19 protein-coding genes and 1 tRNA gene are annotated in these 17,580 nt (G+C 61.3%); 7 read left to right on the top strand and 13 right to left on the bottom strand.

Annotation, left to right across the window (positions count from 1 at the left end):
• Positions 1-146 precede the first annotated feature (146 nt).
• From VL202_RS03060 to VL202_RS03080, 5 genes are read left to right on the top strand one after another with little or no spacing between them, the layout of a single operon-like run.
• A complete protein-coding gene (locus tag VL202_RS03060) occupies positions 147-716 on the top strand; it encodes a polysaccharide biosynthesis/export family protein (RefSeq protein WP_325462701.1) in 570 nt (189 codons plus the stop codon).
• Positions 717-721: 5 nt separating this feature from the next.
• Positions 722-1,897 carry a glycosyltransferase family 4 protein gene (locus VL202_RS03065; RefSeq protein WP_325462702.1) on the top strand — a complete coding sequence of 392 codons (1,176 nt, stop codon included), beginning with the start codon at positions 722-724 and terminating at the stop codon, positions 1,895-1,897.
• Positions 1,898-1,954: 57 nt separating this feature from the next.
• A complete protein-coding gene (locus VL202_RS03070; RefSeq protein ID WP_325462703.1) occupies positions 1,955-3,517 on the top strand; it encodes an undecaprenyl-phosphate glucose phosphotransferase in 1,563 nt (520 codons plus the stop codon).
• Positions 3,514-4,785, top strand: a complete 1,272-nt coding sequence (locus VL202_RS03075) for an O-antigen ligase family protein (RefSeq protein ID WP_325462704.1) — start codon at positions 3,514-3,516, stop codon at positions 4,783-4,785. The genes VL202_RS03070 and VL202_RS03075 overlap by 4 nt, the downstream gene beginning before the upstream one ends.
• A 59-nt stretch (positions 4,786-4,844) precedes the next feature.
• The gene (locus VL202_RS03080; RefSeq protein WP_325462705.1) at positions 4,845-6,011 is read left to right on the top strand and encodes a glycosyltransferase; all 1,167 of its coding nucleotides are present in this window, start codon (positions 4,845-4,847) and stop codon (positions 6,009-6,011) included.
• Positions 6,012-6,066: 55 nt separating this feature from the next.
• Here the strand turns inward: VL202_RS03080 and VL202_RS03085 are convergent, their stop codons facing one another.
• Complete coding sequence (locus VL202_RS03085; protein ID WP_325462706.1) at positions 6,067-6,756, bottom strand: hypothetical protein; 690 nt, start codon at positions 6,754-6,756, stop codon at positions 6,067-6,069.
• Between the two features lie 194 nt (positions 6,757-6,950).
• Between VL202_RS03085 and VL202_RS03090 the strand changes: the two genes are divergently transcribed.
• Positions 6,951-7,027: transfer RNA gene (locus VL202_RS03090), tRNA-Pro, on the top strand.
• A gap of 74 nt (positions 7,028-7,101) precedes the next feature.
• Here the strand turns inward: VL202_RS03090 and VL202_RS03095 are convergent.
• The 9 genes from VL202_RS03095 to VL202_RS03135 form a co-directional block, all read right to left on the bottom strand.
• Positions 7,102-7,362 (bottom strand): hypothetical protein, encoded by a 261-nt coding sequence (locus VL202_RS03095; protein ID WP_325462707.1) that lies wholly within the window; start codon positions 7,360-7,362, stop codon positions 7,102-7,104.
• A gap of 4 nt (positions 7,363-7,366) precedes the next feature.
• On the bottom strand, positions 7,367-7,717 hold the full coding sequence (locus VL202_RS03100) for a hypothetical protein (RefSeq protein ID WP_325462708.1): 351 nt from the start codon (positions 7,715-7,717) through the stop codon (positions 7,367-7,369).
• Between the two features lie 110 nt (positions 7,718-7,827).
• A complete protein-coding gene (locus VL202_RS03105) occupies positions 7,828-8,076 on the bottom strand; it encodes a DUF982 domain-containing protein (RefSeq protein WP_325462709.1) in 249 nt (82 codons plus the stop codon).
• 97 nt (positions 8,077-8,173) lie between these two features.
• Complete coding sequence (locus tag VL202_RS03110; RefSeq protein ID WP_325462710.1) at positions 8,174-8,707, bottom strand: MerR family transcriptional regulator; 534 nt, start codon at positions 8,705-8,707, stop codon at positions 8,174-8,176.
• Between the two features lie 156 nt (positions 8,708-8,863).
• Positions 8,864-9,202 (bottom strand): integration host factor subunit alpha, encoded by a 339-nt coding sequence (locus tag VL202_RS03115; RefSeq protein WP_062576339.1) that lies wholly within the window; start codon positions 9,200-9,202, stop codon positions 8,864-8,866.
• Positions 9,203-9,297: 95 nt separating this feature from the next.
• Positions 9,298-10,269 carry a beta-ketoacyl-ACP synthase III gene (locus VL202_RS03120; RefSeq protein WP_325462711.1) on the bottom strand — a complete coding sequence of 324 codons (972 nt, stop codon included), beginning with the start codon at positions 10,267-10,269 and terminating at the stop codon, positions 9,298-9,300.
• A gap of 5 nt (positions 10,270-10,274) precedes the next feature.
• On the bottom strand, positions 10,275-11,333 hold the full coding sequence (plsX, locus tag VL202_RS03125; RefSeq protein ID WP_325462712.1) for a phosphate acyltransferase PlsX: 1,059 nt from the start codon (positions 11,331-11,333) through the stop codon (positions 10,275-10,277).
• 202 nt (positions 11,334-11,535) lie between these two features.
• The gene (locus tag VL202_RS03130) at positions 11,536-12,087 is read right to left on the bottom strand and encodes a DUF177 domain-containing protein (protein ID WP_325462713.1); all 552 of its coding nucleotides are present in this window, start codon (positions 12,085-12,087) and stop codon (positions 11,536-11,538) included.
• Positions 12,088-12,172: 85 nt separating this feature from the next.
• The gene (locus tag VL202_RS03135; RefSeq protein WP_325462714.1) at positions 12,173-12,709 is read right to left on the bottom strand and encodes a ubiquinol-cytochrome C chaperone family protein; all 537 of its coding nucleotides are present in this window, start codon (positions 12,707-12,709) and stop codon (positions 12,173-12,175) included.
• A gap of 131 nt (positions 12,710-12,840) precedes the next feature.
• On the opposite strand from VL202_RS03135, the gene VL202_RS03140 reads away from it, so the two are divergent.
• Positions 12,841-13,362, top strand: coding sequence for an outer membrane protein assembly factor BamE (locus tag VL202_RS03140; RefSeq protein WP_325462715.1), 522 nt, complete (start codon positions 12,841-12,843; stop codon positions 13,360-13,362).
• A gap of 126 nt (positions 13,363-13,488) precedes the next feature.
• Here the strand turns inward: VL202_RS03140 and VL202_RS03145 are convergent, their stop codons facing one another.
• From VL202_RS03145 to nusB, 3 genes are all read right to left on the bottom strand, one after another.
• Complete coding sequence (locus VL202_RS03145; RefSeq protein ID WP_325462716.1) at positions 13,489-15,624, bottom strand: sodium-translocating pyrophosphatase; 2,136 nt, start codon at positions 15,622-15,624, stop codon at positions 13,489-13,491.
• A gap of 221 nt (positions 15,625-15,845) precedes the next feature.
• On the bottom strand, positions 15,846-17,081 hold the full coding sequence (locus tag VL202_RS03150; protein ID WP_325462717.1) for an MFS transporter: 1,236 nt from the start codon (positions 17,079-17,081) through the stop codon (positions 15,846-15,848).
• A gap of 10 nt (positions 17,082-17,091) precedes the next feature.
• Positions 17,092-17,577 (bottom strand): transcription antitermination factor NusB, encoded by a 486-nt coding sequence (gene nusB, locus VL202_RS03155; RefSeq protein WP_325462780.1) that lies wholly within the window; start codon positions 17,575-17,577, stop codon positions 17,092-17,094.
• Positions 17,578-17,580 lie beyond the last annotated feature (3 nt).

Consider the following 17,580-nt stretch of genomic DNA (forward strand, 5'->3'; position numbering starts at 1 on the left):
AGGTCGTCCAAAGCCGGTGCGCTGAGGAAAAAGAAGGAACGAATGCCTCCGGGACAGTGAAAATCTACGTCGCCTTTACCGCCTGTTAACCCTAACAGATCGATAACATCTGGCCATGAACATGGTTTCCGGAGCGTGAGAGCCCAATGACGTCCGCACGATTGAAAACAGGTATTGTCTTGGCCACACTGTGCCTCGCCCTGTCGGGCTGCAGCAGCTATCAGCCGGCGCCCAAGGCCTTCAGCGAGGCGACGATCCAGCCCTACCGCATCGACAGCGGCGACAAGCTGCGCATCAACGTCTTCGAGCAGGCGGGCCTCAGCGGCAGCTACACGGTCGACCAGGCAGGCTATGTCGCCTTCCCGCTGATCGGCGCGGTAGCATCGCGTGGCCATACCCTGCCCGAAATGGAAACGATGATCGCCAGCAAGCTGCGTCAGGGTTATCTGCGCGATCCCGACGTGACGATCGAAGTCGATCGCTATCGTTCCGTCTTCATCATGGGTGAAGTCGGCCAGGCCGGACAGTATTCCTACGTGCCGGGCATGACCGTGCAGAACGCGATCGCGGTTGCCGGCGGTTATTCGCCGCGCGCCAACCAGGCCAATGTCGATGTCACGCGCAAGATCAATGGACGCACCCTGACGGGCCGGGTTTCGATTTCCGATCCGATCATGGCAGGCGACACGATTTACGTGCGCGAACGACTGTTCTGACAGTCATGCCCGATCCTCGCCCGCTGCGTATCATTCACTGCTTCAGGTCGCCCGTTGGTGGAATTTTCCGCCATGTCCGCGATCTGGCGGAAGCGCAGTCCAAGGCGGGTCACGAGGTCGGCATCCTGTGCGACAGCACGACGGGTGGACGTTACGAGGACAAGCTTTTCGACGAGATCAGGCCGTTTCTGGCGCTCGGTCTCGTCCGGCTGCCGATCCGCCGCTCCATCGGCATCGCGGATGTAGCGGCGTTATACAGGAGCTTTAAGGAAATCAGAAGTTTGCGGCCGGATATCCTGCATGGACACGGCGCCAAGGGTGGCGTCCTGTCCCGGATCATCGGCTCAGCCTTGCGGGTGAACAGGTATTGCGTTGCCCGCATCTATTCGCCGCATGGCGGCAGCCTGCACTATGACAGGAAGGCCTTTTCCGGAAAGATGGTCTTCCTGCTGGAGCGTTTTCAGGAAATGTTCACCGACGCGATCGTCTTCGTCTGCGACTTCGAGCGCGATACCTATATCGCCAAGGTGGGCAAACCGCGCACGCGCAGCGAGCGCATCCACAACGGCATCAGCGACCGCGATTTCGAGACCGTCCATGCACGGCCCGATGCCGTCGATTTTCTCTATATCGGCATGTTGCGCGACCTGAAGGGGCCGGATCTCTTCATCGATGCCTTCGCCAGGACCGAGCGAATCGTTGGCCGACCACTATCAGCGATGATGATCGGCGACGGGCCGCAAAAGGCGGAATACGAACAGATGATGCTGGAACGCGGTCTTGGTCGCCGCATCGAGATGCTGCCGGCAATGAAGGCACGCGACGCCTTCGCCTTCACCCGCAATGTCGTCGTTCCCTCGCGGGCCGAATCCATGCCCTATATCGTGCTCGAGGCGCTGGCCGGTCGCAAGCCGGTGATTGCATCGCGTGTCGGTGGCATTCCGGAAGTGCTAGGCGAGGATAATGTCGCGCTCGTCGCGCCGGACAACGCCGAGGCGCTGACCGCCGCCATGACCAGCGCGCTGACTGATCCCGACTGGGCCGCCCGGGTCATGCCCGAAGCCAAGGGTTTCAAGGCGAAATTCTCCACATCGACCATGGCTGACGACGTCACCCGCCTGTACCGCGATATTGTGCCGAAATCGTCCCGCGCCAACGGTATTCCGGCCCCGCGCTCGTAAGCGTTTCTTAGTGCCTTTCTGTTATCCCGAAGGGACTCAATCGACCGGGCGGATATCATGAACCAGATCGACAAACCGGAAACTTTCGACACCGAAGCGCTCAAGAAGAAAATTTCCGAGATCCGGACCTTCGCCCCAGGCGAGAAACCCGACAACGGGCCTGCCCGCGAACTCAATCCGCTTGCCCGGACGATCGCGTCGCAGTTCCGCACCGACACCTATTCGCCCAGCATGATCATCGGCCTGATGCGGCTGTTCGAATTCACCGCGCTGTTTGCGATCGGCTATGCCATCCACATGATATACGTGGCGCCGAAGCTCGAGGATTGGCTGGGCTACTGCGCCCTGATCGCCAGCGGTTCCGTCATGACGGTCGCGTTCCTGCAATTGTGCGACGGTTATCAGGTTCCGACGCTGCGGTCCGCCGCGCGCACCCTGCCCCGGCTGATCGGTTGCTGGACGCTCGCCTTTGCTTCGATGGCGCTGGTGTTGTTCCTGATGAAGATCGGCGGCACGTTCTCCCGCTTCTCGTTCACCCTGTGGTATGTCCTGGGCGCCACCTTCCTTATCGCCGAGCGCGCCTTCATCGCCTTTTCGATCCGCCGCTGGGCACGCAACGGCATCATGGAGCGCCGGGCCGTCATCGTCGGTGGCGGCCAGCCGGCCAAGGACCTCATTCGCTCGCTCGAACAGCAGACCGACAACGACATCCGCATCTGCGGCATCTTCGATGATCGCGACGAGCGCCGGTCGCCGGGCATCATCGCCGGTTATCCCAAGCTCGGCACGGTCGCAGAGCTGGTGGATTTCGCGCGCCTGACCCGCATCGACATGATGATCATCGCCCTGCCGCTCTCGGCCGAAAAACGCATCCTCGAGCTTCTGAAGAAGCTCTGGATCCTGCCGGCCGATATCCGTCTCGCTGCTCACGCCAACAATCTCAGGTTCCGCCCGCGCAGCTATTCGCATGTCGGCCAGGTGCCGATGCTCGACATTTTCGACAAGCCGATCGCCGACTGGGATTCCGTCGCCAAGCGCATCTTCGACATCTTCTTCAGCATCGTCGCGCTGGCACTGCTCTGGCCGGTCTTCATTGGCGCGGCGATTGCCGTCAAGGTCACCTCGCCCGGCCCGATCATCTTCAAGCAGAAGCGCCACGGCTTCAACAACGAGCAGATCGACGTCTACAAGTTCCGCTCGATGTATACCAACATGAGCGACCCGACGGCCCGCAACGCCGTCACCAAGGGCGACCCGCGCGTGACCCCGGTGGGGCGCTTCCTGCGCAAGTCCTCGATCGACGAACTGCCGCAAATCTTCAACGTGCTGCGCGGACAACTCTCGCTCGTCGGCCCGCGCCCACATGCCGTTCTCGCCCAGACCGCCGACCGCACCTATTCGGACGTGGTGGAAGGCTATTTCGCCCGTCACCGCGTCAAGCCCGGCGTCACCGGCTGGGCACAGATCAACGGCTGGCGCGGCGAGATCGACAATGACGAGAAGATCCGGTTCCGCACCGCCTTCGACCTCTATTACATCGAAAACTGGTCGCTCTGGCTGGACCTGAAAATCCTCTTCCTGACGCCGATCCGGCTTCTCAACACGGAAAACGCCTATTGAGCACGATCCCGGTCACACCGGCGGCGGTTTTCCGGCCGCAGCTTGCCACTGTTGCCATCCTCGGCTCGGCCATGGTGGCGTTCGGCGTCTTCCTGTCGGGTTTCGTCATCGCCGAACCGGCACCTTATGAACTGTTCATGGCGGGACTGATCGGCCTCTGGTTCATCTTCGGCCTGAAGATTTCGCGCACCGTCGCTCCCCTGCTTGCCCTTCTGATCCTGTTCATGACAGGCGGCCTGCTGTCACTGACCGTCATGCACGATCTGGCGACCGGTCCCATGTACATGGCGGTATCGGGCTTCCTTGCCCTGACCTCGGTTTTCTATGCCGCCATCATCGAGGCGCGGCATGAACGGTTGAAACTGATCTTCAACGCCTGGGTCGGCGCCGGCGTCATCACCTCGCTGCTCGGCATTCTCGGCTATTTCGGCGCCATCCCGGGCGGTGAAGCGTTCACGCTCTACGACCGTGCCAAAGGAGCCTTTCAGGATCCGAACGTGTTCGGCCCGTTTCTCGTCGCGCCGTCGCTCTATCTGATGTACCGGCTTCTGACCGAGCGCATCACCACCGCTCCGGTCAAGGCGGTGGCGATCCTGATCATGGCGCTCGGCCTGTTCCTGTCCTTCTCGCGCGCCGCATGGGCGCTCTATCTTTTCTGTGCCTGCGCGCTCGTGCTGGTCATGCTGCTCAAGGAGCGGACCGGCGCTTTCCGCCTGAAGATCCTGGTGATCGCGCTTGGCGGCGCAATCGGCATGGTCGCCGCGCTTGTCATCGCCCTGCAGATACCGCAGGTGTCCGACCTGTTCTCCAACCGCACGCAGCTCGTCCAGGACTATGACGGCGGCCATCTCGGGCGGTTCGATCGCCACAAGATCGGCTTCCTGATGTCGATGGAAAAACCGCTCGGCATCGGGCCGATGGTGTTCAGCCAGATTTTCCCCGAAGACGAACACAATATCTGGCTGAAAAGCCTGACTTCCTACGGCTGGCTCGGCTTCGTGTCCTATGTGACGCTGATCCTCTGGACGATCTCGATGGGCTTCCGATTCCTGTTGTTGAACCGGCCATGGCAGCCCTATCTGATGATTTCCTGGATCGTGCTGATCGGCCATACCGCCATCGGCAATGTCATCGACACCGATCACTGGCGGCATTTCTTTCTGCTGCTCGGCATCGTCTGGGGCTGCGGCGCGCTGGAATATCGTTACCGGCGCGAGAATTCCATCAATCGCTCGCAGAGTTCAACGCCTTCTCCAACGCAGCGTTAAGGTCAACGTCGTAGAAATGGCACGGATCGACTTTCGATCGAAGCGGCGGATTTGACAGTATGAGCATCGACCCTTCCATCCGTGGTATTCACGGCAGCCTGCGCATCCTGCAGGTGCTCGAACCGAGCGGCGGCGGCTCCGGCCGGCATTTCCTCGATCTCTGCCGCGGGTTGAAGCAGCGAGGCCACCATGTCGAGGCGGTTTATTCGCCGGTCAGGGCCGAGGACGGCTTCGTGCGCGAACTGAAATCGCTCGAACTTCCCGCTGTTCATGCGGTCGCCATGAAGCGGGCGCCTGGCCCTTCCGATATCGCCGCCTTTCGGGCACTACGCGGGATCATCAAGGGCGGTGAGCCCTTCGATATCGCTCATGGACACAGTTCCAAGGCAGGGGCTCTTGCCCGCCCTCACCTGCCCGGCCGCCACGCACAGCGCGTTTACACGCCCCACGCCTTCCGCACCATGGACCCCACGCTCGGCAAGGGCGGCCGGCTTGTCTACGGCCTGATCGAGGTCATTCTGGCCCGGCTGTTCACCGATCACCTGATCTGCGTTTCCGATGACGAGCATACACACGCCCTGTCACTCGGCATGCCCGAGAAGAAACTTTCCGTCATCGTCAATGGCGTGGCGCCGCCGCCGCTCGACATGGCAAGCACCGTGCGCGCGAGCTTCGGCATTTCGCCTGATGCTTTCGTGTTCGGCTTTGTCGGGCGCCTGTCTCACCAGAAGGCGCCGGAACGATTGATCGAAGCCTTCCGCAGCGCCGCCTCCCGGCTGCCCGACGCACAGATGATCATGGTCGGTTCCGGTGAACTGGAGCCGGACGTCCGCGCCGCGATCGCCGCAAGCGGCCTGCAGGATCGCATCCGCCTCACCACGGCTTTCACCGGTTCGCAAGCCGTGCCCGCCTTCGATCTCCTGGTCATGCCCAGTCGCTACGAAGCCATGTCCTATGTCATGCTGGAGGCGGCGGCCGCCGGAAAGCCGTTGATCTCGACCGATGTCGGCGGTGCGCCGACGGTCATCGATCATGGCCGAAACGGCTTCATCCTTCCCAATGATGGCGACATCACCGCGCTCGCAAACGCCATGGTCGAAAGCGCCGATCCGGAGAGATATCACGCCATGCGCGCGGCGGCTGAAGAGAAGATGTCCAACTTCTCGGTAGAAACGATGATCGACAAGACCGAGGCTATCTATTACCGGCTGGCAAGAAAGGGCTGACTGCTTTTCGACTGCTGGCGATGGCGCCGCCGAGAAAAGCGGTTACACCCTCGACTCAGCCCTGCTGCGTGCACCAGCCTTGCTTGCCGTTGGCCTTCGGATACGCCAGTCCCTCCGACACCAGCATCGCCCCGATCGATTGCCCGTTGGCGGCCATCACGCGGACGCCGGCTCCAGCGCCGGCCAGATGCACGTCGCTGGCATTGAGGATTTCCCAGAGCCGCCGTTTGGCCAGCGAGCCGAGCTTCCGCTCATTGTCGCATTTGGCCTGCTTGATGCGTGGCGCACGGATATCGGCGATCTCCACCTTTCGACGACCGTACCAGAACGTGCCGCCATCGACGACGCAGTTTTCAAAGGTTTCCGTGCAGAAATAGAAGCTTGCGGGCTTGCGGGCCGTCTGATCCAGCGCTGCCTGCTCGACAGGCCGAGTATCCGGGGTTGGCAATGCAAGGGCCGGCACCGGATGATCGACGCGCGCTTCACTCACCTTCTGAACCGGCTTTTCAGACTTTCTTTCGACGCGATGTTCGACTGGCTTCTCGCGCTTTTCCGCAGGCCTGTTCGTTGCGATCGATGCTGTGTAGAACGGCTTTGCCATCGGCAGGATTTCGGCGCGGCGGTCATAGGCGACGACCGCGCTTACCGACAGGATGCCGGCCAGATACCAGAGCCACATGCCGCCCTTTGCCTGTTTTCTGCTTGCGCGCCGCTTCCTGGGTTTCCTGGCTGCCGTCTTCGCCATCGTCTCTGTCCTCGATTTGCAAGCGCATTATCGGGCCAAGGAATTGCCGAAAACTTTAAACATCCGGAAAATCTGCGTTGTGGATCGGCTTTCGGCTTAAAACGCGGCCAGCCGGATTTTTCAACGGAATTATCGCCTTTTCTGAAAACAGGGCTTGCGTGCCAAGTCCTGTTTATATACGGCTTTCCACGGTTCGGAGTGTAGCGCAGCCCGGTAGCGCACTTGACTGGGGGTCAAGGGGTCGTGGGTTCGAATCCCGCCACTCCGACCATTTTCCCTTGAAGCCCAGCTCATCTTTTGACGACAAAAGCCCGTCCTCGCAGCGAACGAGGCGGCTTTGCCGGGTCAATGCACCGAGACGTCCGGTTCCTCCAGGAACGAACGAATGCCATCACGCTCGATGGTGGCGAGGAATTCCTCGAAGGCTTCCTTGTCGGTGGCGAAAGGCTCCTCCCAGACCGTCAGTCCCTCCTCCTGGTCGATCACTTCCAGCATCCAGCCTTCATCGCTGCCTGCCTTGCGGAAGATGTCGACCAGCACGGTAACGCCGTCATCGGTGAATTCGCCGGCGAAATCGGAATGTTCGAGCTTCGATTTTTTCGTCATGTCATCAGGCCTGTCTTGTGTGAGTGGCAGTCTGGGTCAGCCGGCCGCGCGAACGTTCGCGCGTGGCGCTTGCCTCGAGGCGTTTGGCCGCTTCCTTGATTTCAAGCGGCGTGAACAGCGTGCGGTATTCCGCCTTGATCATTGCGGCTTCCATCGACAGTTCGGTCTTGCGCGCATCGGCCAGGCGTTCCAAGCCGGTCGTGCCGGGCTTGAAAACCAGTTCCCTGGCTGCCCCGACGCCGCCCTTCAGAATAACCTGGCGGCGAAACAGGATCGGGCGAAAGCCGATGGCGGCACAATGATCGTAGAGCGCCAGCATTTCGTCGTGAAATCTCGCAGCAAGGGATTTGTTCATCTCGACCTCGTTCGGGCAACGGAGATATGGCGACGATCAACGCGGCCGCCAAGTCCCTTCGTGCTGAAACACCATTGTGAAGCTGCGAAGGCGTGGCCTGTGGAAACAGTCTATTGATCCGAAACCTCGATCTCCGCCTCGGCGACGGCCGCGAGGAACGCACGGCGCGCGTCTTGCGACGGCCGCTTGCCCTCGACCACTTGCGCGCAAATATCCAGCGCCCGATCGAGAGCCGGCGCATCGTCGAGCGGCCAGTCCTCGATCATCGCCCAGGATGCCTCGGTCGTGTTGGAAATCGTCACGTATTTGCCTGGCCCTTCCAGGGCAAGCGTCACGCTTTTCGTCCAGGGCTGGTCCATGGATTCTGCCTCGCTCAATGATCAATGCGGTTGGTATCATGGACAGTTCGCCGGCACGAGCGGAAACCGCCGCCGAATATTTGACGGGCAAGGCGCCTCAGCGCACCTGATCGAGCAGGCGCTTGCATTCCAGGAGATCGTAGAGCGCTTCCTGCAGCAGCGCGCGGTCTTCCTTGCCGACCGATGTCTTGCCGACCGAGACTTCCGGCGCCTCGTCACTGCCGCCGACAAAGGAGAAGAAGCGGCGGCTGGCCGGCGCCTTGGCGCGGCCGACAATCTGGTCCTCCTCCGGATTGCCGAGCTTCGGCTGCACCGTTTCCTCGATATTGGCAGCGGCGAGCGCTTCCACGGTCGCAAGATCGCCGCTGGCGATGGCCGCGACGAATTTGTTGCCATTCATCTTCAGGAGCTTCTGGACGCCCTTGATGGTGTAGCCATGATCGTAGAGCAGATGCCGGATGCCCTTGAGCAGATCGACATCTTCCGGACGATAATAGCGACGGCCCCCGCCGCGCTTCATCGGCTTGATCTGCAGGAAGCGGGTTTCCCAGAACCTCAGGACATGCTGCGGCAGGTCGAGGTCGTCGGCCACTTCACTGATGGTGCGAAACGCATCCGGGCTCTTGTCCATGTGTTCCCCAATTTCGCATTGATTCCAGCGTGCTGAAGGCAACGCAGCCAAGGCCGCGAGCGCCAGGAGCCGTTGAAAAGCCGATGATTACACGAATCATGCATATTTCAACGGCTTATGGACGTGTTTTCAACCACTTTAATGATGCGGGAGGTGTCAGGCCGCCGGCGACTGCGGCTTCTGCTTGGCCTTGCGCGACAGATGCGCCTTGAGAACGCGCTGCTTGAGCACGTTGGACGCCTTGAAGGTCATGACCCGGCGCGGCGAAATCGGCACTTCCTCGCCGGTTTTCGGATTGCGGCCGATTCGCTCGTTCTTGTCGCGAACCTGGAACGTCGCGAAGGAAGAGAGCTTGACGCTCTCGCCACGCACGATGGCGTTGCAAATCTCGTCGATCACGGTTTCGACCAATTCAGCCGATTCCGTTCGGGAAAGACCGACCTTACGGAAAACCGATTCGGCCAAGTCTGCTCGTGTCACCGTTTTTCCGCTCATCTTCCCCCCACCGATTTTCTTGAAATATCGATCAGCCCGGAAAGACTATTGCCCTTGTCCATTCCGGTCAAGCGTCTGCGCCATATCAAGATTTTTTACCAACGGAGCAGAACCGAGCCCCAGGTAAAGCCGCCGCCCATAGCTTCCAAGAGGACGAGGTCGCCCTTCTTGATACGCCCGTCGGATGCGGCGACGCTGAGTGCCAGCGGAATGGAGGCCGCCGACGTATTGCCGTGGAGATCGACGGTCACCACAACCTTTTCGAGCGGAATGCCAAGTTTCCTGGCAGAACCGTCGATGATGCGGCGGTTGGCCTGGTGTGGCACCAGCCAGTCGAGATCGTCGGCCGTCGTGCCGGTGGCCTCGAAGGCAGCCTCGATGACGTCGGTGATCATGCCGACCGCATGCTTGAAGACCTCGCGGCCCTCCATGCGCAGGTGGCCGACCGTGCCGGTGGTCGACGGGCCGCCGTCGACATAGAGCTTTTCCCGGTGGGCGCCGTCAGAGCGCAGTTGCGCGGTGAGCACGCCGCGATCCGCCGTCGTACCCCCGCCTTCCTGCGCTTCCAGGACGATCGCGCCGGCGCCGTCGCCGAACAGCACGCAGGTCGTCCGGTCGTCCCAGTCGAGAAGGCGCGAAAAGGTTTCAGCACCGATCACCAGCACGCGCTTGGCAAGGCCACCGCGAATATAGGCGTCGGCCGTCGTTACGGCATAGACGAAGCCGGAACAGACCGCCTGGATATCGAAGGCCGCGCCGTGATGCATGCCGAGCCGGTTCTGGATGTTGACGGCGGTGGCGGGAAAGGTGTTGTCCGGCGTCGAGGTCGCCAGGATGATCAGGTCGAGATCGGCGGGCGTCAGACCGGCATTGGCAAGTGCTGCGCGCGCGGCCGCTTCACCGAGGGATGCCGTCGTTTCACCCTCGCCGGCGATGTAGCGCTGACGGATGCCGGTACGCTGCACGATCCATTCATCGGACGTGTCGACCTTTTCTTCCATTTCGCTATTGGTCATCACCCGTTTCGGAAGCGATGCCCCGAAACCGCGAACCACAGAACGGATCATAATGCTCAAACCTCGTCAGTCGTGCCGCCCGCTGCACCTTCCACAGGGCGCGAGGCATGGTATTTTTGCAAATCGTTTTCGATCTTCGCCTTCAGGCCATTCCGGACCATGTCATAACCGACATCGATCGCCGCTGCGAAACCTTCGGCGTCGGTTCCTCCATGGCTCTTGATCACGACACCATTAAGGCCGAGGAAGACACCACCATTGACTTTGCGTGGATCCATCTTCTCGCGCAGCCGGTCGAAGGCGCCCTTGGCGAGAATATAGCCGATCTTGGCAAGCAGCGTCCGCGACATCGCAGCGCGCAGATATTCGGCGATCTGCCGGGCGGTTCCCTCGGCGGCCTTCAGCGCGATATTGCCGGAAAAGCCTTCCGTGACCACGACGTCGACGGTGCCCCGGCCGATATCGTCGCCTTCGACGAAGCCGAAATAATCGATGCTGTCGATGCCGGCTTCGCGCAGAAGCCGGCCGGCTTCCTTGACCTGTTCCTGGCCCTTGATCTCCTCGACGCCGACATTGAGCAAGCCCAGCGTCGGACGCTCGACCTCGAACAGGGCGCGCGCCATGGCTCCGCCCATCAACGCGAAATCCATCAATTGCTGCGCATCGGCGCCGATCGTCGCGCCGACGTCGAGCACGATGCTCTCGCCCTTGAGGGTCGGCCAGATCGCGGCGATCGCCGGGCGCTGGATGCCCTGCATCATGCGCAGGCAAAACACTGACATCGCCATCAGTGCACCGGTATTGCCGGCCGAGACGATGACATCGACCTCGCCCTTGTTGATCGCGTCGATGGCCTGCCACATGCTGGCCTTGCCACGCCCGCGCCGCAACGCCTGACTCGGCTTCTCATCCATGCCGATCGCCAGTTCGCAAGCATGGAAGGTGCTGTTGGCCTTCAGCTTGGGAAACTTCTCGAGGATCGGGGCGCACTGGTCTTCGATGCCATAGAGCGAGAAACGGATGTCGGGATGCCGTTCGAGCGCCTTGGCGGCACCCGGGATGACGACCTGCGGACCGAAGTCGCCGCCCATCACATCAAGAGAAATTCTGACCACGCGTGCCCTATCCTTTATTCCTGCCACACTGCATGTCTCGTCCCGGCGCAATCGGTCCGGCGATGAGACACACGTGTTTTCATGACGTTTGAGGCGTAGCAGTCCCGCTTCCGGGACAAAACGGCCCAACGGGCTGGATTTCGGCCAAAATACCGTTTTTCGCTGACGTGACAACCGAATTGTGTCCCGCGGGTTTTCGGACTCAGTCCTTTTTCCAATCCTTGAGCACGGCGAAGGGGTTGGGGCGAACATCGTCCTTCTGGCTGCTTTCGATGCGCTCCTCAAAGCTTGCACCCGCCTTGCGCGGATAGGGATCGATCGCAAGCGCCGCATATTCCGTCACGGCCAGACCGACATCGATCGTATCGCCGGTGAACGTATCGGGCAGATCAGGGCCTTCCGGATCGAGAATCATCTCCACGCTATCCGTGGCGGCAATCCGCGCCAGCCGAGAATTTTCCGGCACGAAGATCGCCTCGACCGGTTCGTCGATCTCAGCCTCGACCGGATCGAGCGTCACGACACAGGCCTGGACGATCTTCGCCTTCACATGCCCCTTGATCTTGACGCCGTCCTTCTTCCAGCGGGCGATCTGCAGATCGGACGTCAGCGACAGCACGTCGGAGACATTCCACTGTTCGCGCAAAGCAGCCCGCTCCGCCTCGTTGGCCTCGAGATGAACTTTCACCGCATTGGCTGAGATATTTCCGACCTTGACCGGATAGGAGAATGCGGGTTTTTCGTCGTGGTTCATCGTCTGATCCTTTCGGACGGAGAGCCGCCCAAGATGGTGCTGCCGGCCTTGATCGCGGCCCTGCATGTCGCGCCGTTGGCGACAGTCAGGCCGCCTCCGGCAGGTCAATCCGGCCGGTTTCTACGATATCCTCGCCTTTCAGCGCAAGTTGCGCCTCGGCCGCCAGCAGATAGTCGGCAAGACCGAGCATGGTCAGTGACGCATTCTCGGTCTGCGGATGAAAATTGCGCTTCAAGGCCGCGGCCAGTTCATCGCGATCCTTGTTTTCCAATGCGGCCGAATAGCTTTCGAGGCGTCCGTAGAACATCGCCGCCAGCTTCTTCATCCGCTTGGGCACACCGACATCGCCGACGCCGAGTTCGCGGATCGAATGATCGACATCCTCGAAAAAGGCATCGATGATCTCCTGGGCGATTTCCTGGCCGGCGCGCGGCGAGACACGCGTGCGGCGAAAATACAGGATTAGCGACGCCGACAGCATCTCGAAACGCCCCATCACCGTGTCCGGCACATCCAGGTCCGTATAGAGATAGGGACGGCGTGCGGCATCGGTCAGAAGCGCATACTGGCGTGCGACAATCGCCGTGTTGCCATTTTTTTTGCCGAACAGTCCAAATATCATCATAAAGCCCAAGTTTGGCCGCTTCAAAATGCGGGAGCCCGCGCATCCTGTTATTGCATGATCGCCGAAGCTGGTTTACCGAAGCAGGCACGAAATGCAATGGCGCATCTGCCAGCGTTACCTTGAGGGAGATGTCGTTGACGAAACGGTATTTCAAGTCAGACATGAAATTTCTGAGCAACGTCGTTTTCACATTGGCAATTTGCACAACCACGCTTTCGGCCTGCAAGACCGCCGACGTCCTGAATACCCGCGAAACCATCAATCAGGGTTACGTCGTCGATCAGGAAACGCTTGCCCTGGCGCCGGTCGGCTCGAGCCGCGAGCAGGTTCTCCTGTCGCTCGGCACGCCATCGACCACCGCGACATTCGACAATGAGGTGTTTTACTACATCTCCCAGAAACGCACCCGGCCCGTTGCCTTCATGAAGCCGAAAATCATCGACCAGAGCGTGCTCGCCGTCTATTTCGACAAGGACGGCGTCGTTTCGCAGCTCGCGCATTACACGCTGCAGGACGGCAAGGTCTTCGACATGATTTCCCGCACGACGCCGACCGGCGGCAAGGAAATGACCTTCCTCGGACAGTTGCTCACCGGCAACGGCATCGGCAAGAGCATGGCGAAATCGGTTCTGGGCAACAGCAACAACTGATAGGCCTGCGGCCGCAACGCTTCGATCTCGCATAAAAGGCCCGGCTGACACCATGTCAGCCGGGCCTTTCTTTTGACCGGTCTTCTTCAAGTCTGCGGCATCGCAAGGGATGCCGCAGACAGCTCGTCACGCCAGAACCGCCAGAAGCAGCAGGGCAACGATGTTGGTGATCTTGATCGCCGGGTTGACGGCGGGACCTGCCGTATCCTTGTAGGGATCGCCGACCGTGTCGCCGGTGACGGAGGCCTTGTGCGCGTCCGACCCCTTCACATGGCGAACGCCGTCCTTGTCGACGAAGCCGTCCTCGAAGCTCTTCTTGGCATTGTCCCAAGCACCACCGCCCGAGGTCATCGAGATGGCGACGAAGATGCCGTTGACGATGACGCCGAGAAGCGATGCGCCGAGTGCGGCAAAGGCCGAGGCCTTGGAGCCGGAGATCAGCAGGACGCCGAAATAGACGACGATTGGCGCCAGCACCGGCAGCAGCGACGGCACGATCATTTCGCGGATCGCGGCCTTGGTCAGCATGTCGACGGCGCGGCCATAGTCCGGCCGGTCGGTGCCGGCCATGATGCCCGGCTTTTCGCGGAACTGGCGGCGGACTTCCTCCACCACGGCGCCAGCCGCACGGCCAACGGCGGTCATGGCGATACCACCGAAAAGGTAGGGGATAAGGCCGCCGAAGATCAGACCGGCAACGACATAGGGGTTGGATAGATCGAACGAGATCGCCCCGACATCGGCGAAATACGGATATTTGTCGCCGTTTGCGGCAAAATATTTGAGATCGTTCGAATAGGCGGCAAACAGGACGAGAGCACCGAGACCGGCCGAGCCGATCGCATAGCCCTTGGTCACCGCCTTGGTGGTGTTGCCGACCGCATCGAGCGCGTCGGTTGCCTTGCGCACATCTGGCGGCAGATGCGCCATCTCGGCGATGCCGCCCGCGTTATCGGTGACCGGACCGAAGGCGTCGAGCGCCACGATCATGCCGGCAATGCCGAGCATGGCGGTGACGGCGATGCCGGTGCCGAACAGTCCTGCCAGCTGGTAGGTCGAGATGATGCCGCCGACGATGACAATCGCGGGAAGCGCTGTCGATTCCAGCGAGACGGCAAGGCCCTGGATGACGTTGGTGCCGTGGCCGCTGACGGATGCCTGGGCGATCGAATTGACCGGGCGCTTGTTGGTGCCGGTATAATATTCGGTGATGACAACGATCAGAGCGGTGACAATCAGACCAACGATACCGCAGATGAACAGGTTGGTGCCGGTGATATCCTTGCCGTCGGCCATGCCGATCGAGCCCCAGCCGATGGTCAGCGAGGTGGCCGCGCCGAGACCGACGATGGACAGGACGCCGGTGACGATCAGGCCCTTGTAGAGAGCGCCCATGATCGAGCCGTTCGAGCCCAGCTTGACGAAGAAGGCGCCGATGATCGAGGTTATGATGCAGGCGCCGCAGATGGCCAGCGGATAGGCCATGACGAGCGCGAGGTTCGCACCGCCGGCAAAGAAGATGGCGGCCAGAACCATGGTGGCGACGATCGACACCGCATAGGTCTCGAACAGGTCGGCGGCCATGCCGGCGCAGTCGCCGACATTGTCGCCGACATTGTCGGCGATCGTGGCCGGATTGCGTGGATCGTCTTCCGGAATGCCGGCTTCGACCTTGCCGACGAGATCGCCGCCGACGTCGGCACCCTTGGTGAAGATGCCGCCGCCGAGGCGGGCGAAGATCGAGATCAGCGACGCGCCGAAGCCGAGCGATACGAGTGCATCGATGACATCACGCGAGCCCTCCTCCAGGCCAAGACCGGCCGTCAGCACGAGGTAATAGATCGTGACGCCGAGCAGCGCCAGGCCGGCGACGAGCATGCCGGTGATGGCACCGGACTTGAAGGCGATGTCGAGACCGGCAGCAAGGCTGACCGAGGAAGCCTGCGCCGTGCGCACATTGGCGCGCACCGAGACGTGCATGCCGATGAAGCCGGCAACACCCGAAAGAACCGCGCCGATCAGGAAGCCGATGGCGGCGGTAACGGAGAGAAGAACCCAGGCACCGATGAAAACGACGGCGCCGACGACGGCAATGGTCTTGTATTGACGTGTGAGATAGGCCTGCGCCCCCTCGCGTATGAAGCCTGCAATCTCTTGCATGCGGGCATTGCCCTGATCGGCCGACATGACCGATTGCGTTGCCCAGATGGCGTAAACCACCGAAAGCAACCCGCATGCGATAACGCCCAGTAAGATGGTCATTTCGCTCTTTCCTCCGTTTAAACCTGCAGGCTCACTCCGTTCCGCAGACCCCTCAATAACGCCGCAACCCCTGCCTCCTCTTCAAGCAGGGGCCGCATCCGTGGGGGCCAGAGTGCGGTGGCGAATCGGTATCGTCAAGCCAGCACATCCGGAAAAACCCACGTTTTCCGGTATGTTGGCTATGACTTACGTCGCAGGAAGATGACTTTTGGAGATAAAACTCAGGCTGCACGCCGTTTTTCGGCGACAAACAGAGAAACGAGCAGGACGAGGCAGAAAATCGTCACCGGCCAGATGGCGGCGCTCAGCATGTCCCAGCCATAGGCCGTCAGAACCTTGCCCGATCCGAAGGAAGCGAGTGCCACGGCAGTGAACAGGATGATGTCGTGAAAACCCTGCACCTTGTCGGCCTCCTGCGGCCGGTAGCTGGAGGCGACGATCGCGGTTGCGCCGATGAAACCGAAGTTCCAGCCCAATCCGAGCAGCACCAGCGCCCCCCAGAAATTCCACAGCGCAATGCCGGCATGGGCAACCAGCGCGCAGAGCATCAGGATGACAAGACCGCAGGCCACGACCTTTTCGGCGCCATAGCGGCTCACCAGCATGCCGGTGAAGAAGCTCGGCGCAAACATGGCCAGCACGTGCCACTGGATGCCGAGCGTCGCCATGTCCTGCGAAAAGCCGCAGCCGACGACCATGGCGATCGGCGCACCGGTCATCATGAAGGTCATCAGCGCATAGGTGGATATGCCGCAGACCATGCCGGTGAGGAAGCGCTGGGTGAGCACGATCTCCCGCAAGGGCCGCACCGGACCGGCCGGCATCGCACCCGACGCCGGACGCAGGTCAGGCAATCGCAGGAAGGCGAGGATGGCAATGGCGGCAAGGCAGGTCGGAACCAGCGCGATGAAGGCACCGGCAAAGAACACCGGGGCCAGCATATCCTTGGTGAGGATGACGAGTTGCGGCCCGAGCACGGCCGAAACCATGCCGCCGGCCAATATCCAGGAAATGGCGCGCGGCTTGTAGAAGCTCGGCGAGGCGTCGGCGGCGGCAAAGCGCAGCTTCTGGGTAAAACCACCGGCAACGCCGGAGATGCAAAGGCCGAGCGCGAACATCCAGAAGTCGTTCTGGAACAATGCATAGGCTGCCAGCACGCCGCCACCGGCCCCGAGAAGCGCGCCGACCATGAAGGCCATCTTGCGGCCGAGCATCCGGGACATGGCCGCCACGAAGACGGCGCCGAGCGCCACGCCGACGTTGAAGCCGGTCAGCGGAGCCGTCGCCAGCGACTTGTCGTCGCCGAGCAACTGGTAGCCTGCGACGCCGCCAACGGAGAAGACAATGGGACCGATGGTGCCGAGAACCGCCTGGGCGGCGGTCAGCAGATAGACATTGTAGCGGGCGCCGCGCAGTTCATGGTCCATGCCCCGCCCCTTGCCCTGCCACACGGTCATCACGGATGCCCTACTTCTTGACGTCGGTTCTGATCGTGCGGGCGATACGGTCGAGCACGGCATTGACGAGCTTCGGCTCGTCCTCCTCGAAGAAGGCCTTGGCGATCTCGACATATTCCGTGACGATCACCGCCACGGGAACGTCCTTGCGTTCCTTGAGCTCGAACGTACCGGCGCGCAGGACGGCGCGGACCGTCGAATCGAGACGCGACAGCGCCCAGTCGTCCTGAAGAGCCGTGCCGATCAGCGGATCGAGCAAACGCTGGTCACGCACGACACCGGCGACGATGGAACGGAACCAGGAGGCATCCGCCTTCAGGTATGTGTCGCCGTCGAGCTCCTGGCCAAGGCGATGTGTCTCGTATTCGGCGACGATTTCGAGCACACCGGTGCCACCGACATCCATCTGGTAGAGGGCCTGGACGGCAGCGAGACGCGCAGCGCCACGCTGGTTGGCCTGCTTGATCGGCGGATCGACCGGCGGATTGGTAGGAATATC

Origin of the sequence: Pararhizobium sp., from assembly GCF_035497515.1 — a bacterium.
Lineage (GTDB): Bacteria > Pseudomonadota > Alphaproteobacteria > Rhizobiales > Rhizobiaceae > Pararhizobium.

Bases quoted from the DNA above. Each gene is read 5' to 3' on its own strand.
- VL202_RS03080 (WP_325462705.1), top strand. From the start codon at position 4,845: ATGAGCATCGACCCTTCCATCCGTGGTATTCACGGCAGCCTGCGCATC.
- VL202_RS03145 (WP_325462716.1), bottom strand. From the start codon at position 15,624: ATGACCATCTTACTGGGCGTTATCGCATGCGGGTTGCTTTCGGTGGTT.
- VL202_RS03060 (WP_325462701.1), top strand. From the start codon at position 147: ATGACGTCCGCACGATTGAAAACAGGTATTGTCTTGGCCACACTGTGC.
- VL202_RS03100 (WP_325462708.1), bottom strand. From the start codon at position 7,717: ATGAACAAATCCCTTGCTGCGAGATTTCACGACGAAATGCTGGCGCTC.
- VL202_RS03120 (WP_325462711.1), bottom strand. From the start codon at position 10,269: ATGATCCGTTCTGTGGTTCGCGGTTTCGGGGCATCGCTTCCGAAACGG.
- VL202_RS03135 (WP_325462714.1), bottom strand. From the start codon at position 12,709: ATGATATTTGGACTGTTCGGCAAAAAAAATGGCAACACGGCGATTGTC.
- VL202_RS03105 (WP_325462709.1), bottom strand. From the start codon at position 8,076: ATGGACCAGCCCTGGACGAAAAGCGTGACGCTTGCCCTGGAAGGGCCA.
- VL202_RS03070 (WP_325462703.1), top strand. From the start codon at position 1,955: ATGAACCAGATCGACAAACCGGAAACTTTCGACACCGAAGCGCTCAAG.
- VL202_RS03115 (WP_062576339.1), bottom strand. From the start codon at position 9,202: ATGAGCGGAAAAACGGTGACACGAGCAGACTTGGCCGAATCGGTTTTC.
- VL202_RS03095 (WP_325462707.1), bottom strand. From the start codon at position 7,362: ATGACGAAAAAATCGAAGCTCGAACATTCCGATTTCGCCGGCGAATTC.
- VL202_RS03065 (WP_325462702.1), top strand. From the start codon at position 722: ATGCCCGATCCTCGCCCGCTGCGTATCATTCACTGCTTCAGGTCGCCC.
- VL202_RS03110 (WP_325462710.1), bottom strand. From the start codon at position 8,707: ATGGACAAGAGCCCGGATGCGTTTCGCACCATCAGTGAAGTGGCCGAC.
- VL202_RS03140 (WP_325462715.1), top strand. From the start codon at position 12,841: ATGTCGTTGACGAAACGGTATTTCAAGTCAGACATGAAATTTCTGAGC.
- VL202_RS03150 (WP_325462717.1), bottom strand. From the start codon at position 17,081: ATGACCGTGTGGCAGGGCAAGGGGCGGGGCATGGACCATGAACTGCGC.
- VL202_RS03130 (WP_325462713.1), bottom strand. From the start codon at position 12,087: ATGAACCACGACGAAAAACCCGCATTCTCCTATCCGGTCAAGGTCGGA.
- VL202_RS03085 (WP_325462706.1), bottom strand. From the start codon at position 6,756: ATGGCGAAGACGGCAGCCAGGAAACCCAGGAAGCGGCGCGCAAGCAGA.